This window comes from Vibrio sp. 10N.286.46.A8, from assembly GCF_041470165.1.
In the GTDB taxonomy this organism is placed as follows: domain Bacteria; phylum Pseudomonadota; class Gammaproteobacteria; order Enterobacterales; family Vibrionaceae; genus Vibrio; species Vibrio tasmaniensis_A.
In genome coordinates this window covers 1-15,449 of record NZ_JBFRLX010000140.1, presented here as the reverse complement: position 1 = coordinate 15,449, position 15,449 = coordinate 1, and the positions used below count along the sequence as shown (strand labels likewise).

Genomic DNA, 15,449 nt, shown 5'->3' with positions numbered 1-15,449 from the left:
ACAGATTAACAGATTAACGCTTGGTACTTAATTTCAGAGTAACTTCAAATGCTGGAATTGCGAGTTCATTACCTAGAATTGATTGAGCTCTCACGTTGATATCATCTGTTTTGGGTTAAAACCAGAATGGAATGGTTCGACCGGGGCCTGTTCATATCTCGTTATTGCGGTATGGTAATATTACGTATATACCATTCATTAACTTACCCTTACCAAACACAATTCAATAAAGATACTCACCTCATTAAATAACCACTCCCAATCATCCTATACCAGAGATATTAACCCCAAAGGTATAATGATGAAACAACTTAAAACAACGACCAATGATACATTCAATGGATTGCCAATCTTAAAGCCAAAAGGTGGTTTAGTTCTTAGCTACCTTGATAAACTGTATGACACGATTGATAAAGCCGTCACACAACACCCTCGTACGACAGCCATTAGAGTAGACCTACGTTTAGCTAAGTCTTTATTGTTCGATGACACTGGAGTCATCAAGAACTTTATTGCTTCGCTGGATGCTCAGATTCAAGCTGACCTCAGTCGAAAAAAAAGGAAAGGTCAGACTGCTCGTAGTTGTAAGGTTCGATATGCTTGGTGTAAAGAAAGAAGCACGTCATTGAGCTACCATTACCATCTTGTCTTGTTATTGAACAAAGATGTCTACCATTCTCTTGGAAGGTTTGAGCAAAAAGGCAATTTATCAGACATGATAAAGAAGGCGTGGTGTCGAGCGCTGGATATCCAAGCCAATGAAGGTGATACCTTAGTCCACTTCCCAGACAACCCTACCTATTGGTTAGAGCAAAACTCAGATAAATTCGACCAACAGGTGGGTAGCCTGTTTAAACGAGTCAGCTATTTAGCTAAGGTTGAGACCAAGCACTACGGCGATAGAACACGAAGTTTTGGGTGCTCTCGAACCTAAAAAAAGAGGGCAGAACATCGCCCTCATTAATCCTTCTAAACAATTAATTTTGAGTGACGGTTTGCATCTTAATAGCCGTTATTGAACTCACTTCTTTTTCCACTGTAGTACCAGCGTCAAAGTTGATGTAGTACTCGGTAAAGGTCCCACTTGGATATTGATAGAACATCAGTTCATTATCACTGACGACGGCCATTCGTTCATTGGCATCAAGTTTAGTACCACTAAATGCATCGATTGTCGTTGTAGCGGGTTGGTTAAGTTCAGACTTACTGGTATCAAAACGCATGAAGCTAGGCAGTGCACTATTATCATCGGCACTTGAGTACATGCAGTACAGTGAGGTTTGGCCTGCATTGGCTATGTGGCCACTATGCGCTTTCGGTGGTTCGAGCTGTGTGATGGTTTTGGTTGTGTCATCGAACTGATACACAGAGCAATCTGAATGCATTTTATAATCACCACGGACCACACTCATGGAGGACGGCCTGTATCCATTGGTAGTCCATAGAGCATCGGTTTGGTCTAAGGTAGCGCCATTCGATGTAAGCTCGATCAGTGCATCATCTGAATCTCGAATTGCATAGAGTTTATCTGCGTATAGAAATGGAACAGACAACTGTGACGTATCGTAATTAAAGTTGTGCTCGGTACCGTCTTGCTTTACCCACGTTAAGCTATTTCCACTCCAAGGAACGGTGACAATATCACCTGTTGATAAAATGACGTTGTTTCTGAAGTAATCATCAAAGACTTTAGAAATGACAAACGTACCGTCGATAAGCTCTGCTTTATGCAGGCTGAGTTCATCACTGTGCCTTAAGTAAATACGCGTGCTATCTCCATTGTGGGAAAAGCGTGTATTGGTGACCCAAGCCTCATGTTCAGCTTCCACCTTCTTATAGATAGGAACGCGCTCTCGACCAATGGATAAAGATCACCGGTATTCTTGTCCTGTATGAGGGTGTAATTACCTTCATACACCACGTCATCCACGGTGACGGTGACATTGCTCATGTTGATTGCGGAGTAGGTGGTATTGAGGTCGACGATCATATCGATAGTCGGAGTCACAACGCTCTCAGCATCATCGCCTTCAAAGCTAATCGAGCTTACCTCACCGTTTTCTGGGTTCTCATAAACGTAAGCACTTTGCCCGTCATCTAAAGGCGTATTGAACGTAGCTGCTCTAGAATATGCTCGATAGCCAGTTAAATCGTGAGCGCGAGGCTTAAAGGTCTGAAAACCATCATTAACAACACTCATGCTTGATATTGAGCGCGTTTGGTCGGCTGGTGGGGACGTTGGAGTATTACTATTAGAGCCCCCTCCGCAAGCTGTCAGAGCGAAAGCGATAGAGCTGACGAGAGTTGTTCTGAGTAAGTTAGTATTTTTCATGATCATTCCTTGTGTGGTTGTTTGAACATTTGGCTATAAGTGTTGGTTCTCGTTTAGGTGTAATGACCTCAGATAGTGAAAATCCCTTTGGATAGGTAAACCCGAATGTACTGATGTAGATGTCTTGAATTTGATTGAGAGGGATGGCGCAAACATGGCTTTCGAATTGGTAGATCAATTGAAGGGCTTCACTCTCTAACACAAGCCCAAGTGGACAGACATACTGGAGAGTTTGTTCGCTGTTGAGATGGAGGCGAATTTCACGCTGGTAATAGATTGCTAGACAAAGCTTGTCAAAAAGAGCTTCTTCATAATGTTCTTTTTGATTTATTAACGTGTATCGAATATCAATACGTGGACCTTGGTTGTGGTCCATTAGCAAAAAGGGTGCAAATGCGCCTTGCATACTTGGTAGATAACTTTCAGGAAGTGCTGCTTTTAAACTCTCAAAAGCAAACTCAAGAAGTACAGATTCTTTAGGACCCATGAAGACATTGGGTTGGGATCTTCGATGGTAGCTATAGGGCAGGGTTCTATCGTCTTTTTCAATATCTAGGTAATCCGTCAGAATATTCAAGCAGCGTTGTACGGTACGTTTCGAACGCTTAATCCCAGTACTCGCTAATCGTTCATGAATATCATTAACTGTAACTTTTCGTTGAGTCGGTATGTGGGAGTAAATTTCAAAGACTAACTCTATATGTTCGATGCGTTGTCTGTTTGGTTTAGAAGACATGGGACCACCAAAATTTAAACGTGATCAATCGCCTCATCACTAAAAAGAAATGAGCTAAAGAATCAACTTGGTTAGGGATCGGCTGGTGGCCACACAGCCTGATGCGATTACTTTTTGTAGTTAATGACGAGCTTCTTAGCTAGAGGGTACTTAGCTATTTCATAATCTGGGTTTCTCGTTGCTAAGTTATGCGCCGATATTGCAGCAGCTGAAGCTAATCCAAAAATGACAGCAGGTCCTGAAGTCAAAGTTGCTGCCATCGTGGTTGCACGACCTGCTGTGTATATTCGACAAGATAGCCTTTGCTCCTCTATGAGCCGCTCAATCTTTTTCACTGCTTGAGAGAAGTTTTTTACCCGAGTTATGGTGAACGACTCTTTTTGTTGGATTAAAGCGATGAGCTCTTCATCATTGGTATGATGCAGTACATTACTTGTTGTCATTGTGAATCCTTAGTTGGGTGTCTATGAACCATCACTGATGGCCTTAGAATAAGGGTGAGTGAGACAAATAACGTCTCACTCAAATTGCGCATAATGATTATGTGAAATGGGCTGTATATTTGAATTTAAATGGCCTCGGGAAAGGCCATTATTTATCCTTTGCTGCTTCTAGAATTTCACTCAATAGATAACCTCTCTTCATCAACTCAATAGTGGCTAAGAGCCGTTTCAGATGGGTGGAAGAAAGGCGTTGAACGAATTCAAACAGTTCGTGATCTGAACTTTGCTCTACCTCCTTTTTAAAGTGCTGATACTGTTCATTAAGGTAATGACAACTCGCGAGAGCGACTCTGATGAGCGCTTTTGTGAGCTGCTCTTTTAATGGGGAGATATTGGGCATGATTGGTATCACTTATCGGTAATGTAGTGATAAGTCGTGGGGTGGGAGTCAATGATGAAAAGTCATTCAGGCCTTGCTACATATAGGGTTAGCTCTCTCCGAAGCACGACTTTTGATGGCTGTAGTGGTCCGGTGCCTTTGTATCGTGACATAGACCCGGACGGGTTGTTCTCTCATTACGAAGTGATAGATATAGAGTCAAACGCTTCCATATCGATGTAGTTTAAGAAGTTATCCTGCCATAGCTCGAACATCTCTACAGCGGAATAGTTACCCTTGATTGGGCTCCACCCCCCGAATTCGGTAAAGAACGCTTGGTCTCGAAAATCAAAGTCTAGACATCGCGCCAATTCTGGATACACATTCCCAACGTAAGCAAAATCAGTGATGTATTCGACATTCCATAGACCACTGGAGATCTGTGTCATCGCGATTTCAACAGGGTGAAATCCACCAGGTTCTGAGCTGTATGAACTATCTCGAAAGTTGAACGTCAGGTAAGTACTTTGGGCTATTGACTCACTCTGGGTTAATTGTTGTTGAAAATGGTTGTTTAACAGTGCGTGAAGTTTGTCTGACACGGGTAAACTGGATGGGTGAAAGAGCAGAGTAGACATAATGATGCCTCCTTGAATTTAGGTGAACGAGTCGGGTGATGGGTTAGCCTTAGCGGACTTGAGTGAGTTGTATGTCATCGAAGACATGCTGAGTTAAATGTTCATGGAAAGCGCACATCCAGGCTTGAAACACTTTTGTTGTGACAGGGTGGCTCAGGCTCGCTGCCCCTGCATCTGGTTGATAGCACCAGTGATTCAGTAGGTGGAAATAAAGATACACATCGAGCGAGTCGGTGGCTTTGTCCTGATAAGTAAAATTGGCCACGAAAACCAAATTCCAATCAGAGCGTGAATTCTCCCGCTTTAACTGAATCTCTACAGGGGCGACCCCTTCCTTTGTTTTGTAGTAGCTTGTATTTCGGCAGTTGAGTGCAATGCGTGTCGTGTCTTTAGGAATCGAGTAGCGAGCGATGGTTTGCTCTAACTGCTGGTGGAGTTTGCTATTGAGGGTGATGTCACCATAGTGTTTCTCAATCATAACCAACCCCTTTCCGCAAACGACGTGCATTGTTCTCCGACCACAATATGATCCAAAACTCGAACATCAATAAGCGCCAAAGCGTCTTTCAATCTCGTTGTGATGCGCCTGTCTGATTGGGAAGGCTCAGGATCGCCTGATGGATGATTATGGGCAAAGATAACTGCCGCCGCATTGGCATTCAGAACTGTCTTTACTACCTCTCGTGGATAGACGCTTGCCACATCAATCGTCCCTTGAAACAACTCCTCAAATTCAATTAATCGGTGTTGGTTATCTAGCAACATGACGGCGAACACTTCGCGTTCACTGCCGCCTATCTTAAATCGCAAATAGTCTCGGGTAGCTTGTGGGTTGGTAAATACATCTCCTCGTACATAACGCTCTTCTAATATCTCTGCTGCTTTTTCTAGAACGCGATGTTCATGCTCTTGCTGTGAGAGTAGTGGTGGTGAAAGTGTTCTCATTTTGGTTCTCCTTTAATCAGGCTTTAGGTCATTCACTTTAATGACATATACCTCAAAAAGGTTTGAATCAGAGTAAGCCAAGCCAGCCTCATTTTTTTTAACACTATCTCCTTATCCCATGAGGACTACAGGCATAGGAGAACGTCCCATGAGATTTTTAAAGCTAAAAGAAGTGATTGAGAAAACTGCATTAAGCCGCTCGGCGATCTACAGAAAAATGGACGAGGGTGATTTTCCTGTATCGGTAAGCTTGGGAGATAGGGCTGTCGCTTGGGTAGAAGAAGAGGTGAATAACTGGATGGAAATGCGCTTGGCTCAAAGACCAAGCCATTAAGACTGAATCAACGCCACTGCAACAATTAAGGCATTACCAAAATGGTAGGCCAAAACTCGAACAAAGGACCAAGACCATGAATGAAGAAAACTGTGCAATTTATATCGGTATCGCAATATCAAAAGGAAACGCATCAAACCGACAGGGTGGGATTGGTATCAGTGTTTATAATTACGACCGGCAGTTAGTTGACGAAAATAATCTATTAGTCGGTGAGATTGCCGATAGTGCTGAGTTAGAGCTTATCGCATTGATAGAAGCTATAGCTTATGCCAGAGATGGAGACTGCCTGTATTCGAGTAGTGAATATTGTGTGAAAGGGTTCAATGAATGGTTAGATAACTGGAAAGCAAAGGGGTGGCGAAAATCTGATAAGAAGCCAGTAGCTAACCGTCATTTATGGCAACAGGTCGATATGCATCGAGCGAGCAAGTTTGTTGAAGTAAGGCGTACACATAAGGTCGGAGATTTTGAACAGATGGGGAGAGCGGGGGATATGGCTAGGGAGGTGTTTTAAGTCGATTGGATTTAGAGGGTATTATTGTTAAACCTATTGTTTTAAAACTGAAATAGTCGTTCGGCTAACTCGAGATATGAGACTGGCTGTAACGACTAAAATGTAGAGTTCCTTCGCACTTGGGACCGACGTGCGAAGGAGCAAAGTCTAGGGTAGGTGATTAACTATTTACAGTTATGGAAAGCCATAGCTCCTTTACCCACACCTTCGTATGCAACGACTTTGAGCGTTTGAGTTGGGCTAAGAGACTTCTGGACTTCATTTGATATATAATTGGCTAATAACTCTACCGTGGTATCGGTATCCAAAATCTCGGTTTCACATTTGGAAATTGCGAGTTCAAACTTACCTTGTGGGCTAGTGTAACTGAATGCGTAATGACTCTCTTCAGAGATACCTTGACTGTTTTTACTTAATGTTAAGGAAGTAACTGGCACTTTATCTTCTAGAGAGCCAAGGTATATGTCTTCCCACCTTTTGCAAAACTCTAGCTCGCGGATAGAGTCTCTTTGACCATCTACGATTAGTTCAATAGGAGAACGGTGGCCATGAGCTATACGCTGACAATTGCCGTCATGTTTTTTTAACCCGTGCGAATAGTGATAAAGCGCGCCGTCTATTTTTTCAGGGCGAAGGGTGATGTCTAACCCGTCAACATTATCTGGTAGGTATCCTTTAAGCAATTGGTAAAGATGCTTTGTTACGCTATCTATATTGATTTCCTCAGCATCTATAAAGCAGTACGCCTCATCGGGGCAGTTCAAGTATATGCTTTTGGTCTCGCGCACTAAATCTATACTGGTATAGCCAGAGTTTGTTTGAGCTGAGTGAATCAATGGGTTTCTCTTTGGGATAAGCAAGCGGTGGTCGACAAACTGATCAACAAGACGTTTAATTTGCGATTTAACCTGACCGAAATCGAGAACCATGCTCATTTCATTGAGTTGTCCAGAAAGGGTTACATCTAAAATCCAACTCTCGCCCACCATCCCTCTTTTATCACATAGATAGGAAGCATCGATGACAGTTAGTGCTTTAACAAATAGATTCAAAATAAAACCTTAATGATATTGATAGTTGTTTGACACATAATATTATACCCAAACCGTATCAACATTTGTAAGGTATTGATAGGGCTCTCTAGATCAAGCGGCCTAAGTTTCTTTTAATGACTGAATTAAATCAGTGAGATTTCATGATTGCAGGTCAAAAAGCTAGTAGTTCCCGATAATTAAGTGTTAGCCTCAGTGATACACATAATTTCAGATTTTTGCCGACTAGGTTAGAGTGATTCGTGAACGGCAAGGATACGTGATGGAGAAACGACAATGGATGCATACAAATTGAGCTTGATAGGTTCTCGTCTATTTCAATATGAAGTAAAACCATTTTTAATCGGGGTATCTAGTGGGCAGATAGCACCTGAAGCAGGATCTGAACATTGGAATGAGCTTAAGAACAAAGCTCAGAATAACCAAGTGTCAGATGTTGAGTTACGTACTATGGTAGAGCTTTGTGGGTACGAGAAGCTTGGATTGTTATATGAATTGATGGACGAGCTTGAATCATAAACAAAGAGAAGGCGATATGCCTTCTCTTTTTGATATTAATCTATGTAGATAGGGTAGTCTTCACGCCAACCTTTTTGAATTTCATATAAGCGTAAAATGTTTGTTGAAAATAATTGCTTTTCTGATGTGGTATTTTGGAAATCATTCCAACGTCGACTATAAGGTAGATCCTGAACATCTGGGTTACGAGCTAGGCCTAAAGTCCAGTATCCTTTACTAAAATGGCAGTGTTCTTTGATTAGAGATAACTCTTTAACAAAAAACTTGCATGAAGGAAGTTCGCTAGAAAGTACGGATTCATTCCCGATGTTTTTACTAGGTGTTTGGAATACACGAAGCATATGGCGACACAGGTAAGAGAAACCAATAACCGAGGTGCCATGCGTTATGTAAGAACGTTTCATATCTCGCGATTTATTATTCCAATCATCTGAAAATACTTCGGCAACTGCTTGCCAGAAGTTGATTAGGATTTGTACGAACTCTTGCTTTGTTTTGTCATCTAATTCTTGGTACACACGAACATCGAGTGTGCTCAAAATCTGGCGTCTAACGTTGACCACAAATTCAGTGATTGATGATTCAGCGATAATGCCATCCTTGTTACCGTTGGATTTAATTAACCCAAATAGCGGTGACTCAGGATTTCGGAACCCAAGTTCTTCACACAATGATAGCGGGAAGGCTTTCTCGGCCAATGCTGGTGGCTTATAGATATCACCGTATAGTGCCAATGCATTAAGTTGTACTGTCGTAAGCGGTTTACCTAAGTTCAAGATCAAAAACTGTTGTACGTAATCAGCTTCATTTTCTGATATGAAAATAGATACGGGTAGTGGATAACTGTCGTGGTGACTGTTTTTTACGCCTCCCGATCTTTGTTGACCATCAACGATAGCGCCAGGAAGTTCACTTGATGGCTTTTCCGGGTCATAAGGCACATATAAGTACCCAAATTCAGAACCAGGCATGATGGGTTCAAACGTAACAGTGTTGTTGAACCCTATGACTAAGTTAGCCAAAATAGTAGAGTTTTTAGACTCTACGTAATCAGTGATAGAATCAATGTGTTTCGGAAGTTCGCTTCGTTGATACCCATGGATATATTCGCCATCGCGGGTAATGTGAACAATTTTGGCAACGTCTCGTACTTTTTTACCTTCGACCCAACCTGTATAAACAGTCACGCCATTTACGACCTCTTGGATCGCTTTAATTTTTAAAATTTCTGACATAATTATTACTTAGTTACAAGATTGATGGATTCAAGCATTTGGTTTTTGTGTTTGGTGACGATTGCTAGGTTGTGAATACCGCGACGTCGATTTGATTGGTTTGAACGGAAAACGATATTCATCAAACCACCTTTACAAATACCACAAGTACATTGACGCCATTCTCTTGCATTTAGAAATTCACGATACTTAATTTCGTTACGCTTTAAGGGCGCTAATTTTGATCCAGTCAAGTTAGACGGCAAGTAACTCTCGTTGGTTACTTTCTCGTAAGCAACTAACGCTTTTAGTGTTCTATCTAGATCGAGTCCAGTGTCATCGTATTGCTGAAGTTTTTTAAGACAGTCAACTTCAAGTCGCTTAATACACTCGTTAATAGATAACGCTGTATTGGAGAGATCAATATCAAATTCGCCGTTTGCTTGAAGCTCTGTTATGTGCTGACGTAATTCGTCTCGATGCTTGTCTATGTGCTTTTGGACATTATCATGATCACATTGTCTAACTCGAATCATCAGGGATTCATCAAAGCTTGTAGACTCAGAGTTTACCGAGTAGTACTTACCACCTTTCAGTCCCTGCATTAGAGGTGATGTACTATCCGCACTTGTCACGCCTGCTTTTATGTATGCAGGAATGTTTTGAAAGCGGCAAATTCCTAGTAAATGGAATTGCGTGTCTGGCTCTCGAATCTCACTTAAACTCTCTAGTAGTTCAAGTAATTCATCAGTTTTAGATTTGATCATACCGCCGATTGTGATTCTGCGGTAACCGATGTTTTGTAACTCCTTGACTGAACGAAGAAAAGAACTTTTATCATAGCCATGAGCCACACCGTAAGCTTCAAAACGGTAACCTTTAGCTTTCTCGTAGAACTCTCTAGCATTCTTCAATGTAATATCAATGCGACGTTCACTTTCTGCGATCAATTCGTGAAGGTCACACTTCTCTGCAGCGGCGTCTTTTGCGGCTTCATTCTTGAAATATGGAAAAACAATGTGGTCGAGAGAAATACCGTAATCGAACCCGCCCCTGTCATAAAATTCAATTAATTCGTCGACGGTAAATGGAGGTTCGTACTCGTTGTGGTAATCGAAAGCACCACAGTCACCCATCAATTTTACGTTCTCGAATTTTTTTGTATCAAGACGAAGAAATTCACGCGCACCGTTAAAGTAGAAGTCTTCGGTTAATTCTTGTTCGTAGTACTTACCACGTTTTTGCATTGTTCCCACACCTGCAAGTGACACTAACATACCATCATAAGGCAGTTCTGCGAGTATTTGGTGAGGGTAGTGATCATCATCATACTGGCGGTGATACTTTGTACGACTGTTGTCACGGCCATTAAAATTTGGGTCAACAAAGTCTTTATTGTCTGGAAAGTAGAAGCGGAACTTAGTCACGATAAACCTTTTTCTGATTTAACTTGTTTGTAGATAGTCGCAAAACGTTTATCAGTACACGCATTGCCTGAAGCTTGATATATCTTCAATGCTGCCGCACCAGAAACAGGCTTGTGTTCTCCAGTTAAAATTTCATTCTTGATAAAATCAACGATGAAATCATCATCACGTTTCGTGCGTGGTTGTTTTTGTTTTGGAGTTAGTTGAGCGAAATCTAAATTTAGGGCGGAGATAGTATCACTGAAGTCGGGTTTTGTAAGTTCTATTTTATTCAAAAACATGAGTGCAGCAATCGCAGTAATACTTCTATCAGCAATGCTTAATCCATAGTTTTTAGCGTTCTTATGGTCTAGGACTTGTCGAGAACATTTAACAAAACATCTTGAATAAGACGTTAGAGGTTTTGGTATTGAAGTGGCGATGATAGCAAAACGTTTTGGAGCGTTCTTAAACTCAGAGAAAGTCTCTACCAAGTCTGCCTGAATAGCCTGTAGATACTCGCTGCTAGCAACGACGACAAAGTAATCATCTTGGTTACCCTTAAATGTTTCTTTTAAAGAAAGACTAGGTAATTTTGATTGGTTAACAGCATGCCACCAACTGTTATTAGGAGCAGGAACTCGATTTTTGTTGGGCGCGAATGTAGCGTTGTAGCCCGGTAACTCAGTTTCTCCGTCGATTAATCCAAACCCAGCGGAAAGAATTTTCAAAGACAAATTGAGTTCTTTACTTTTTAAACGCAACTTTGCAAATGTTTGACCAGAATACAAATCTTTAGCTTTTACTTTCTTTTGGGCTTTAGAAAAAGCTTGTTCCCAATTTGCAAGGGTCTCTTGAAGGGTGTCGAAAGAATGTTCGGATATATTCATAGAAACTGGAACATCGAGAGTTTTTCTTGCCGTGCAAGGAATCAATAAATGTATTTTGTTCATACGACTTCCATTTAAGCTTGTAGAATTTTGGTGTTGATTTTTCTTAAGCTTGAAGTCTAGCTGAAACACGGAACTTCGTATATGCTTAGTTTCAGTAGGAGGTGCAAATGAAGTACTTTTTTCCCGATAGCCAAGACTTTGTGGACCCACTTTTCGATTTTGAAACAGAAAAGCACCAATCGCTCAGAGTTACTCAGCGAGATGATGTTTATGCGCATCACTTACTGGCTAAGCCATATGATGGGCTACTCATTTCAAAAGCGATTGTTGATGGTCTGCCTGGAAAAACGGACAAAACACGGTATTCACGTGGACAAAGATATCGACTATATCGGGAAGGAGCACATCAATTTTTCCGACTCAGCCAACATTACGAAGTGATGGGCGACAGCGGAGCATTTTCGTATATACAAGATGATACACCACCATACTCTACTGACGATCTGATTAACTTCTATGTCAAAACGAGAGTGGACAGCGGTGTATCTTTAGATCATGTAGTTGTTGGTTACAACGATACAAACAGCGAGTTACTTCTTGAGGCGAAGGCGAAACATCTTGCACGTGTAGAACTATCGTTAAACAACGCAGAAGAGTTTCTAGGTCAACAACGAAACTATTCTTTTACTCCATATGGTGTTGCTCAGGGGTGGGATAAGGCTAGTTATATAGAGTCAGTCTCTGCATTAAAATCGATGGGATACAAACACATCACCATTGGTGGCATCGTCACTTTGGACTCTATGCAGATTTGCGATCTGTTAGATCAGATACATGAAAAAGTACCAGGGCATTATGGTATTCACTTATTGGGTATCGGCCGACAAGATATTTTACCTCACCTTGCAAGTCGTAACGTTATTAGCGTTGATAGTACAACACCGCTGAAACAATCGTTCTTGAGTGAAAAGCATAACTTTAGGCTAAATGGAGAGACATATTGCGCTATCCGCTTACCTCAGTCCTTTGGTAATACTCGAGTTAAAAATGCTATTTCATCCGGTCGAATCAACCAAGAGAACGTTTCGCAATTGGAGGAAAACGCGCTGCAGGCAGTTAGGTTATACGGACAATACCAATTAGGAGTTGAGGCTACTTTGCACGCTATTCAAGAGTATGAGAAGTTAGTTTTTAACAGGGAAGGGAGCTTAAATGACGAATATAGTAGAACTCTTATAGCTCGTCCTTGGGAGCAGTGTGGTTGTAACATTTGCAAGTCTATTGGCATCGAGGTATTGGTGTTTCGAGGGACAGAAAGAAACAAACGCAGAGCATTTCATAACTTACAGGACTTCTACAAAAACTTGATGGTGGGTAATTTATGAAAAAGAAAGCACTGATAATTAAACAAAGCAGCGGATTCAAACTCTTTCAACTCAACATGAACCTTGATGAGATAGAGTCCATATCGACTATAACAAGAGTTATGCGTGATGAGACCGAGTTGAAAGGGTATCAGAGGCCAGAAGTAAGAAATCATATAAACAATATTGCAGACTATATAAACTCCGAAGGTGGGATTATACCCAATTCTATTATATTAAGTTTGAGTAGTGATGTGGAGTTGAAGCCAATCGACAACGAGTTATATGAACTTGAGATACCAGAGCAAGCCAAAAGTGCATTGATTGTGGATGGGCAGCAACGAGTTGCAGCACTTAGGCTTTCAGGGAAAAAAGACTTCTACCTTCCTGTGTGCGCTTTTATCAATGATGATGAGGATTTTGAGCGACAACAGTTTTTACTCATTAATTCAGCTAAACCCTTACCTAAAAGTTTAATTTATGAATTGCTGCCTCATGCCAATGGCTTGTTTAGTCAGGAGCTAACTAGACGCAAACTACCTTCATTAATCGTACAACTCTTAAATTACGAAAAATGCTCACCACTTAACGGCCTAGTGAAATTAGTGACAAACCCTTTAGGTATTATTGCCGACAACTCGTTAATGAAAATGGTTGATAATAGCTTACGTGAAGGAGCACTATATGCTTTTAGTAACAAAGCACAAGAGACATACAACCCTGAAGATTGTGACCAAATGATTAGCTTACTTTGTGACTACTTTTCAGCCGTTAAAAGTACCTTCACAGAAGATTGGGGTAAAAAACCTAAAGAATCGAGGCTTTTTCATGGGGCTGGGATCATCGCTCTCGGCCAGTTATTCGATGAAATATTCTATACATTTGAAATTGATGAATCAGAGACGTCATTTTTTGAATGTGCTAAGAAAAAATTGGAAAGATTAAAGCCATATTGTGTGTGGAGTCATGGGGCTTGGGATTTTGGATTGGATCATGATGGTCAACCTATAATTAGAAAGTGGAATCAAATCCAGAATTTATCGCAGGACATCAACTTGGTAACAGAACACTTAGTGCGCTTATACGACTTACAAGAAAGAGAGGTAATGCTTGTTAAAGGTCAATGAAATATTCGAAACTATACAGGGTGAAGGAGTGTATACAGGCGTGCCTTCGATCTTCCTTCGCTTACAAGGCTGTCCGATTGGTTGTTCGTGGTGTGATACAAAACATACTTGGAAAGTAGAAGCTTGCGACGAAGTTAATCTTCAAAATATGGCAAATAAAGAGCAAGACTCTCCAACTTGGTGTAACACTTCGATTTCGGAATTGGTCAGTTATTTTAAAGCAAACTGGACAGCCAAACACATAGTAATTACAGGCGGGGAACCGTGCATATATGACTTGTCAGAAGTGACCAGTCAACTGGAGTATTTTGGTTTTACTTGTCAAATTGAGACTAGCGGTACATTTGAGATTAAAGCTTCTGATACTACTTGGGTCACCGTTTCTCCTAAGGTCAATATGAAAGGTGGGTTTAAGGTTTTGGGCTCAGCTATAGAGCGCGCTAACGAAATTAAGCACCCAGTAGGGACAGAAAAAGACATTGAGAACCTAAAAAGAATGCTTGAAGACCACTGCACGAGAAATGATGTCGTTGTGGCGTTGCAACCAATTAGTCAAAAAACTAGGGCTACTGAACTATGCATTCGACATTGTATTCTGAACAATTGGCGTTTATCTATCCAAACGCATAAATACCTTCAAATCGCTTAGGAGTATCTGATGAAAAAAGCAGTAGTAGTTTTTAGTGGTGGACAAGACTCTACCACTTGTTTAATTGAAGCGCTCAACGAGTATGATGAAGTCCATGCGATTACTTTTGACTATGGTCAAAGGCATAAGCTTGAGATAGAAGTTGCAAAGTCTATAGCTATTGAGTTGGGGGTAAAGGCTCATAAAGTACTAGATGTATCGTTGCTAAATGAATTGGCTATCAGTTCATTGACTCGTGATGATATTCCGGTTTCTCATGAACTACAGAGCAATGGTTTACCTAATTCATTTGTTCCTGGACGGAATATTCTATTTTTAACTCTCTCCGGTATCTATGCTTACCAAATAGGTGCATCTGCGGTTATTACAGGAGTTTGTGAAACGGATTTTTCTGGCTACCCAGATTGCAGAAACTCATTTGTAAAGGCAATGGAAAGTGCGCTTAAGCAGGGAATGGAGTATGACGTGTCCTTAATAACCCCTCTAATGTGGTTAGATAAAGCTCAAACATGGGCATTAGCCGATAAACTTGGACATTTAGATTTTGTTAGAGAGAAAACCCTAACATGCTATAACGGTGTTATTGGTAATGGTTGTGGTGATTGCCCATCATGTAAGTTAAGAGCTGACGGTTTAGCATCTTACGAACAAAATAAAGCTACTTATTTGAACGAAATCGTCGGTTGAACAAAATGAATGAATTGTCACATGAAGCATATATGGTTAAAGAAGTTCTTGCTGCAGCAGGTCTTGAAACACCTTTGATTGAGCAAACTTTGAATCATGATGAGAAATTTGCAGTTATTGAGAATGCGACAAGAGATATTCTTAACGCACTATCTCTGGATTTGAACGATGACAGTTTGTCTGAGACGCCTAAGCGTATTGCAAAAATGTATGT

General features: G+C 41.0%; 19 protein-coding genes and 1 pseudogene. 9 read left to right on the top strand and 11 right to left on the bottom strand.

Annotation, left to right across the window (positions count from 1 at the left end; translation table 11 throughout):
• Nucleotides 1-298 precede the first annotated feature (298 nt).
• Nucleotides 299-934, top strand: coding sequence for an inovirus Gp2 family protein (locus AB4232_RS14175; protein ID WP_372087381.1), 636 nt, complete (start codon nt 299-301; stop codon nt 932-934).
• A 43-nt stretch (nt 935-977) separates the two neighbouring features.
• Here AB4232_RS14175 and AB4232_RS14170 read toward each other — a convergent pair whose 3' ends face one another.
• The 7 genes from AB4232_RS14170 to radC all read right to left on the bottom strand — a co-directional run bounded on the left by AB4232_RS14170 (nt 978) and on the right by radC (nt 5,473).
• Nucleotides 978-1,829, bottom strand: coding sequence for a hypothetical protein (locus AB4232_RS14170; RefSeq protein WP_372087380.1), 852 nt, complete (start codon nt 1,827-1,829; stop codon nt 978-980).
• A complete protein-coding gene (locus AB4232_RS14165; RefSeq protein ID WP_372087379.1) occupies nt 1,754-2,332 on the bottom strand; it encodes a hypothetical protein in 579 nt (192 codons plus the stop codon). The genes AB4232_RS14170 and AB4232_RS14165 overlap by 76 nt, the downstream gene beginning before the upstream one ends.
• Nucleotides 2,319-3,068, bottom strand: coding sequence for a hypothetical protein (locus AB4232_RS14160; protein ID WP_372087378.1), 750 nt, complete (start codon nt 3,066-3,068; stop codon nt 2,319-2,321). Before AB4232_RS14160 ends, AB4232_RS14165 begins: the two co-directional genes overlap by 14 nt.
• A 107-nt stretch (nt 3,069-3,175) precedes the next feature.
• Nucleotides 3,176-3,511 (bottom strand): hypothetical protein, encoded by a 336-nt coding sequence (locus tag AB4232_RS14155; RefSeq protein WP_102489609.1) that lies wholly within the window; start codon nt 3,509-3,511, stop codon nt 3,176-3,178.
• Between the two features lie 576 nt (nt 3,512-4,087).
• Nucleotides 4,088-4,528, bottom strand: a complete 441-nt coding sequence (locus AB4232_RS14150) for a DUF2787 domain-containing protein (RefSeq protein WP_372087377.1) — start codon at nt 4,526-4,528, stop codon at nt 4,088-4,090.
• Nucleotides 4,529-4,577: 49 nt separating this feature from the next.
• Entirely contained in the window at nt 4,578-5,006 is a 429-nt protein-coding gene (locus AB4232_RS14145; protein WP_065678384.1) for a DUF2787 domain-containing protein, read from the bottom strand.
• Nucleotides 5,003-5,473 carry a DNA repair protein RadC gene (gene radC, locus AB4232_RS14140; protein WP_065103596.1) on the bottom strand — a complete coding sequence of 157 codons (471 nt, stop codon included), beginning with the start codon at nt 5,471-5,473 and terminating at the stop codon, nt 5,003-5,005. Before radC ends, AB4232_RS14145 begins: the two co-directional genes overlap by 4 nt.
• Before the next feature lie 148 nt (nt 5,474-5,621).
• Between radC and AB4232_RS14135 the strand changes: the two genes are divergently transcribed.
• Together AB4232_RS14135 and AB4232_RS14130 are read left to right on the top strand one after the other, a co-directional pair.
• Entirely contained in the window at nt 5,622-5,807 is a 186-nt protein-coding gene (locus AB4232_RS14135) for an AlpA family transcriptional regulator (RefSeq protein ID WP_065103595.1), read from the top strand.
• Between the two features lie 76 nt (nt 5,808-5,883).
• A complete protein-coding gene (locus AB4232_RS14130; RefSeq protein WP_372087376.1) occupies nt 5,884-6,324 on the top strand; it encodes an RNase H family protein in 441 nt (146 codons plus the stop codon).
• Nucleotides 6,325-6,488: 164 nt separating this feature from the next.
• Here the strand turns inward: AB4232_RS14130 and AB4232_RS14125 are convergent, their stop codons facing one another.
• Nucleotides 6,489-7,376: a 6-pyruvoyl tetrahydropterin synthase family protein gene (locus AB4232_RS14125; protein WP_372087375.1), complete on the bottom strand. Its 888-nt coding sequence runs from the start codon at nt 7,374-7,376 to the stop codon at nt 6,489-6,491.
• Nucleotides 7,377-7,652: 276 nt separating this feature from the next.
• Between AB4232_RS14125 and AB4232_RS14120 the strand changes: the two genes are divergently transcribed.
• Nucleotides 7,653-7,895, top strand: a complete 243-nt coding sequence (locus AB4232_RS14120) for a hypothetical protein (protein WP_065103593.1) — start codon at nt 7,653-7,655, stop codon at nt 7,893-7,895.
• A 35-nt stretch (nt 7,896-7,930) separates the two neighbouring features.
• Here AB4232_RS14120 and AB4232_RS14115 read toward each other — a convergent pair whose 3' ends face one another.
• The 3 genes from AB4232_RS14115 to AB4232_RS14105 are packed head-to-tail and all read right to left on the bottom strand — an operon-like array spanning nt 7,931 to nt 11,468.
• Nucleotides 7,931-9,130, bottom strand: a complete 1,200-nt coding sequence (locus tag AB4232_RS14115) for a DGQHR domain-containing protein (protein WP_136993495.1) — start codon at nt 9,128-9,130, stop codon at nt 7,931-7,933.
• A gap of 5 nt (nt 9,131-9,135) precedes the next feature.
• A complete protein-coding gene (gene dpdA, locus AB4232_RS14110; RefSeq protein WP_371965508.1) occupies nt 9,136-10,536 on the bottom strand; it encodes a tRNA-guanine transglycosylase DpdA in 1,401 nt (466 codons plus the stop codon).
• Entirely contained in the window at nt 10,533-11,468 is a 936-nt protein-coding gene (locus tag AB4232_RS14105) for a DUF6884 domain-containing protein (RefSeq protein ID WP_371965507.1), read from the bottom strand. The genes dpdA (AB4232_RS14110) and AB4232_RS14105 overlap by 4 nt, the downstream gene beginning before the upstream one ends.
• A 107-nt stretch (nt 11,469-11,575) precedes the next feature.
• Between AB4232_RS14105 and dpdA (AB4232_RS14100) the strand changes: the two genes are divergently transcribed.
• From dpdA (AB4232_RS14100) to folE, 5 genes and pseudogenes are all read left to right on the top strand, one after another.
• The gene (gene dpdA, locus AB4232_RS14100; RefSeq protein WP_122046645.1) at nt 11,576-12,793 is read left to right on the top strand and encodes a tRNA-guanine transglycosylase DpdA; all 1,218 of its coding nucleotides are present in this window, start codon (nt 11,576-11,578) and stop codon (nt 12,791-12,793) included.
• Complete coding sequence (gene dbpB, locus AB4232_RS14095; RefSeq protein ID WP_102453549.1) at nt 12,790-13,899, top strand: DGQHR domain-containing protein DpdB; 1,110 nt, start codon at nt 12,790-12,792, stop codon at nt 13,897-13,899. The genes dpdA (AB4232_RS14100) and dbpB overlap by 4 nt, the downstream gene beginning before the upstream one ends.
• Nucleotides 13,883-14,548, top strand: a complete 666-nt coding sequence (gene queE, locus AB4232_RS14090; protein WP_102453572.1) for a 7-carboxy-7-deazaguanine synthase QueE — start codon at nt 13,883-13,885, stop codon at nt 14,546-14,548. Before dbpB ends, queE begins: the two co-directional genes overlap by 17 nt.
• A 9-nt stretch (nt 14,549-14,557) precedes the next feature.
• On the top strand, nt 14,558-15,235 hold the full coding sequence (gene queC / locus AB4232_RS14085) for a 7-cyano-7-deazaguanine synthase QueC (RefSeq protein WP_102278586.1): 678 nt from the start codon (nt 14,558-14,560) through the stop codon (nt 15,233-15,235).
• Nucleotides 15,236-15,240: 5 nt separating this feature from the next.
• Nucleotides 15,241-15,449: pseudogene (folE, locus tag AB4232_RS14080) on the top strand (GTP cyclohydrolase I FolE); the annotation flags it as partial.